Origin of the sequence: Pseudomonas entomophila, from assembly GCF_013523165.1 — a bacterium.
Taxonomy (GTDB): domain Bacteria; phylum Pseudomonadota; class Gammaproteobacteria; order Pseudomonadales; family Pseudomonadaceae; genus Aquipseudomonas; species Aquipseudomonas entomophila_A.
Genome location: NZ_JAAMQI010000045.1, coordinates 1 through 6,588 on the forward strand (window position 1 = coordinate 1; position 6,588 = coordinate 6,588).

The window sequence follows — 6,588 nt, forward strand, 5'->3', positions numbered from 1 at the left end:
ACGGCTCGGTGATTACCGTCGCAGCAGGCCAGACCGTAGGCAGCATCACGGTTGCAGCTCCAGGCGACGATCCGTACATCGACGCAGGCTCGGTCAACGCAACCATTACCAATGCCACCGGTGGCAACTTCGAGAACCTGGCGGTCAACGGTACGCCAGCAATCACCGCTGTCACTGACACGATCGATACGTCGACTGTAACCCTGACGGCAACTCCGTCGGTCACCGAAGGTGGTGTGATTACCTACACCGCCAGCGTCACCGCCCCAGTTACCGAGGCCCCGCTGGTCGTGACCCTGGCCAACGGCCAGACCATCACGATCCCGGTGGGCTCGAGCTCGGGTTCGGTGAACTTCACCGCCCCAGACAACGTGTATGCCACCAATCCGCCTGTGACCAACAGCATCACTGACGTTAGCGGCGGTAACTACGAGAACCTAGTGACTGCCGGTGCGCCAAGCACCACCGTGACCGATGGCCCAGGTACCAGCACCACCACGACTGTGGCACTGACTGCTACGCCGACCGTGGCCGAAGGTGGTCAGATCGTTTACACCGCGACCTTGACCAATGCTGCGCAAACGCCAGTCAGTGTGACCTTGAGCAATGGCTCGGTCATCACTATTGCCGCAGGCCAGACTTCCGGCTCGGTGAATGTCGCTGCGCCTGGTGATGACCCGTACATCGACGCGGGTTCGGTTAACGCAACCATCACCAATGCTACCGGCGGTAACTTCGAAAACCTGGCAGTCAACGGCACCCCAGCAGTCACTGCCGTCACTGATACCATCGATACGTCGACCGTGACTCTGACTGCCACGCCTTCGGTTACCGAGGGCGGGGTCATCACCTACACCGCCAGCGTTACTGCCCCAGTTACCGAGGCCCCGCTGGTCGTGACTCTGGCCAACGGCCAGACCATCACGATTCCGGTAGGCTCGAGCTCGGGCTCGGTGAACTTCACCGCCCCAGACAACGTGTACGCCACCAATCCGCCAGTGACCAACAGCATCACGGCTACCAGCGGCGGTAACTACGAAAACCTGGCCACCGCGGGCACGCCGAGCACCACCGTGACCGATGGCCCAGGTACCAGCACCACCACGACTGTGGCACTGACTGCTACGCCGACCGTGGCCGAGGGTGGCCAGATCGTTTACACCGCGACCCTGACCAACGCTGCGCAGACGCCAGTGACGGTCACCTTGAGCAACGGCTCGGTGATCACCGTCGCGGCAGGCCAAACCGTAGGCAGCATCACGGTTGCAGCTCCAGGCGACGACCCGTACATCGATGCCGGTTCGGTCAGCACGACGATTACTGGCGCCACCGGCGGCAACTTCGAAAATCTGGCTGTCAATGGGACGCCAGCGGTGACCGCTGTTACCGACACCATCGACACCAGCACCGTTACCCTGACCGCGACTCCGTCGGTCACCGAAGGCGGCGTCATCACCTACACCGCCAGCGTTACTGCCCCGGTTACCGAGGCCCCGCTGGTCGTGACCCTGGCCAACGGCCAGACCATCACGATTCCAGTCGGTGCCAGCACGGGTTCGGTGAACTTCACCGCCCCAGATAACGTGTACGCCACCAATCCGCCTGTGACCAACAGCATTACGGCCACCAGTGGCGGTAACTACGAGAACCTGGTGACTGCCGGCGCGCCGAGCACCACTGTCACCGATGGCCCAGGCACCAGCACCACCACGACTGTGGCCCTGAGCGCGACGCCGACCGTGGCCGAAGGTGGTCAGATCGTCTACACCGCGACCTTGACCAACGCTGCGCAGACGCCGGTGACTGTAACGCTGAGCAACGGCTCTGTGATTACCATTGCGGCGGGCCAGACTTCCGGCTCGGTGAACGTCGCTGCGCCTGGTGACGACCCGTACATCGACGCGGGCTCGGTCAACGCAACCATCACCAATGCTACCGGCGGTAACTTCGAAAACCTGGCGGTCAACGGCGCCCCGGCGGTGACTGCTGTTACCGACACCATCGACACCAGCACCGTTACCCTGACCGCGACTCCATCGGTTACCGAAGGCGGCGTCATTACCTACACCGCCAGCGTCACCGCGCCGGTTACCGAGGCTCCGCTGGTCGTAACTCTGGCCAACGGCCAGACCATCACGATTCCGGTAGGTGCCAGCACGGGTTCGGTGAACTTCACCGCGCCAGACAACGTGTATGCCACCAACCCGCCAGTGACCAACAGCATCACTGGCGTTAGCGGCGGCAACTACGAGAAGCTGGTCGCTGCCGGTACCCCAAGCAGCACCGTAACCGATGGCCCGGGCACCAACGACACCACGACCGTTGCCCTGAGCGCGACACCGACCGTGGCCGAAGGTGGTCAGATCGTTTACACCGCGACCCTGACCAATGCTGCGCAGACGCCAGTGACGGTCACCTTGAGCAACGGCTCGGTGATCACTATCGCTGCAGGCCAGACCTCCGGTTCGGTGAATGTCGCTGCGCCTGGTGACGATCCGTACATCGACGCAGGTTCGGTCAACGCAGCTATCACCAATGCTACCGGTGGCAACTTCGAGAACCTGGCGGTCAACGGTACGCCAGCGGTGACTGCTGTCACTGACACCATCGATACGTCGACCGTAACCCTGACGGCCACTCCGTCGGTCACCGAAGGCGGCGTCATCACCTACACCGCCAGCGTTACCGCGCCGGTTACCGAAGCACCGCTGGTCGTGACCCTGGCCAACGGCCAGACCATTACGATTCCGGTAGGTGCCAGCACGGGCTCGGTGAACTTCACCGCCCCAGACAATGTGTATGCCACTAACCCGCCTGTGACCAACAGCATCACTAACGTTAGCGGTGGCAATTACGAGAATCTGGTCACGTCGGGTACGCCGAGCACTACCGTGACCGATGGCCCAGGCACCAGCGCTACCACGACCGTGGCACTGACTGCTACGCCGACCGTGGCCGAGGGTGGTCAGATCGTCTACACCGCGACCCTGACCAATGCTGCGCAAACGCCAGTGACGGTCACCTTGAGCAACGGCTCGGTGATTACCGTCGCAGCAGGCCAGACCGTAGGCAGCATCACGGTTGCAGCTCCAGGCGACGACCCTTACATCGATGCCGGTTCGGTTAGCACGACGATTACTGGCGCTACTGGTGGCAACTTCGAGAACCTGGCGGTCAATGGTACGCCAGCAATCACCGCTGTCACTGACACGATCGATACGTCGACAGTCACGCTGACGGCTACGCCTTCGGTTGCCGAAGGCGGCGTCATCACCTACACCGCCAGCGTGACTGCCCCGGTTACCGAAGCGCCGCTGGTCGTAACTCTGGCCAATGGTCAAACCATCACGATTCCGGTAGGTGCCAGCACGGGTTCGGTGAACTTCACCGCGCCAGACAACGTGTACGCCACCAACCCGCCAGTGACCAACAGCATCACTGACGTTAGCGGCGGCAATTACGAGAAGCTGGTCGCTGCCGGTACCCCAAGCACTACCGTGACCGATGGCCCAGGCACCAACGACACCACGACCGTGGCACTGACTGCTACGCCGACCGTGGCCGAAGGTGGTCAGATCGTCTACACCGCGACCCTGACCAACGCTGCGCAGACGCCGGTCAGCGTGACCTTGAGCAACGGCTCGGTGATCACCATCGCGGCAGGCCAGACTTCCGGCTCGGTGAACGTCGCCGCGCCTGGTGACGATCCCTACATCGATGCGGGCTCGGTCAGCGCGACCATCACCACTGCTACTGGTGGCAACTTCGAGAACCTGGCGGTCAATGGTACGCCAGCAATCACCGCTGTCACTGACACGATCGATACGTCGACAGTCACGCTGACGGCTACGCCTTCGGTTGCCGAAGGCGGCGTCATTACCTACACCGCCAGCATCACGGCGCCTGTGACTGAATCGCCTTTGGTCGTGACGCTTACCAATGGCCAGACCATCACCATCCCGGTCGGCTCCAGTTCGGCCTCGGTGGACTACACCGCTCCGAACAACGTCTACACCGAAAACCCGGTAGTCACCACCAGCATCGCTGGCACTTCCGGCGGCAACTTCGAAAGCGTGGTGCCAGACAAAACGCCTGTCACCACGACGGTCAATGACCGTGTCGATACGGTGACCGTTTCCATCGTCAGCAATGGCGATGTCACCGAGGATCAGCAACCGACCTTCACCGTACGTGTGAACCAGGCTTTGGATCGTGATCTCACCGTGACCCTGAGCAATGGGGACAAGGTGGTCATTGGCGCTGGCAAGACCGAAGCGGTATACCGCGTCGATGCCCAGGGTGATGACGTCTTCAAAGATGCTGGATCGGTGACCATAGGTGTCACGGATGCGGCTGTGGACGGGCGCACCTTCGAAGACCTGCAGCTCAACGGGCCTGCCACCGTGCAGATCTCCGATACGATTAGTGAAGTTGTGGCGACGCTGACGGCTGACAAGACCACCGTCACCGAAGGTGGCCAGGTCACCTATACCGTGACCCTGACCAACGCCCAAGGTCTGCCAGTGGGCGGCCACAACGGCCTGAGCTTCACCTTGACCGATGGCACCGTGGTCAAGGTCCCGGCTGGCAGCACCACCGGCACCGCGACCATCGTGGTGAAAGATGACGCCTACGTTGGCGGCCAAGCGGACATCGTCAACAAGCTGGTCTCGGTCAGTGGCGGCGATAACTTCGAGAAACTCACCCTCGGTGATGAGACGCGTACTACCACCGTCACCGACGAGCCAGGCACCCCAGGTAACCCAGGTACGCCAGGTGGTACCAACGGCGGCGACCTGCTGACCGTCGGCATCACGGCTGACCAGACCAGCGTCACCGAGAATCAGCCGGCGACCTTCACCGTCACTACTAACCGTGTGCTGGAGCGTGACCTCAATGTCACTCTCAGCAACGGCGATACCGTGACTGTGAAAGCCGGCTCGACCACGGCTACCTACACCCTGGCAGCCCAAGGTGACGACGTCTTCAAAGACGGCGAGACCGTGAACCTGAGCGTGCAGAGCGCAGTCGATGCCGGTGGCAAAGGCTTCGAGAACCTGCAGCTGAGCACCACCCCAGCAACGTTGCAGATCACCGACACCACCAGCGAAGTCGTGGCAACACTGACCGCGGACAAGACCACTGTCACCGAAGGCGGTCAGGTCACCTACACCGTGACCCTGACCAATGCCCAAGGTCTGCCAGTTGGCGGCCACAACGGCCTGAGCTTCACCCTGACCGACGGCACCGTGGTCAAAGTCGCGGCTGGCAGCACCACCGGCACCGCGACCATCGTGGTGAAAGATGACGCCTACGTTGGCGGCCAAGCGGACATCGTCAACAAGCTGGTCTCGGTCAGCGGCGGCGATAACTTCGAGAAACTCACCCTCGGTGATGAGACGCGTACTACCACTGTCACCGATGAGCCAGGTACTCCAGGTAACCCAGGTACGCCGGGCGGTAACAACGGCGGCGACCTGCTGACCGTCGGCATCACGGCTGACCAGAGCAGCGTCAACGAGAACCAGCCAGCGACCTTCACCGTCACTACTAACCGTGTGCTGGAGCGTGATCTGAACGTCACCCTCAGCAACGGCGATACCGTGACTGTGAAAGCGGGCTCGACCACGGCTACCTACATCCTGGCAGCCCAGGGCGACGACGTCTTCAAGGACGGCGAGACCGTGAAGCTGGGCGTGCAGAGCGCAGTCGATGCCGGCGGCAAGGGCTTCGAGAACCTGCAGCTGAGCACCACTCCAGCAACGCTGCAGATCACCGATACCACCAGCGAAGTCGTGGCAACGCTGACCGCTGACAAGACCACTGTCACCGAAGGCGGCCAGGTCACTTACACCGTGACCCTGACCAATGCCCAAGGCCTGCCAGTTGGCGGCCACAACGGCCTGAGCTTCACCTTGACCGATGGCACCGTGGTCAAGGTCCCGGCTGGCAGCACCACCGGCACTGCGACCATCGTGGTGAAAGATGATGCTTACGTCGGCGGCCAAGCGGACATCGTCAACAAGCTGGTCTCGGTCAGTGGCGGCGATAACTTCGAGAAACTCACCCTCGGTGATGAGACGCGTACTACCACCGTCACCGATGAGCCAGGTACTCCAGGCAACCCAGGTACGCCAGGCGGTACCAACGGTGGCGATCTGCTGACCGTTGGCATCACGGCTGACCAGAGCAGCGTCAACGAGAACCAGCCAGCGACCTTCACCGTCACCACTAACCGCGTGCTTGAGCGTGATCTGAACGTCACCCTCAGCAACGGCGATACCGTGACTGTGAAAGCAGGCTCGACCACGGCCACTTACACTCTGGCAGCCCAAGGTGACGACGTCTTCAAAGACGGCGAGACCGTGAACCTGAGCGTGCAGAGCGCAGTCGATGCCGGTGGCAAGGACTTCGAAAACCTGCAACTGAGCACCACTCCAGCAACGCTGCAGATCACCGATACCACCAGCGAAGTCGTGGCAACACTGACCGCTGACAAGACTACCGTCACCGAAGGCGGCCAGGTTACCTACACCGTGACCCTGACCAATGCCCAAGGTCTGCCAGTGGCTGGCCACAATGGCCTGA

At 61.9% G+C, this 6,588-nt stretch carries 1 protein-coding gene; it reads left to right on the plus strand.

Annotated features, from left to right (window positions below):
- The coding region (locus G7Z99_RS19460; protein WP_375139173.1) for an immunoglobulin-like domain-containing protein at positions 1-6,588 on the plus strand (6,588 nt) is incomplete at both ends.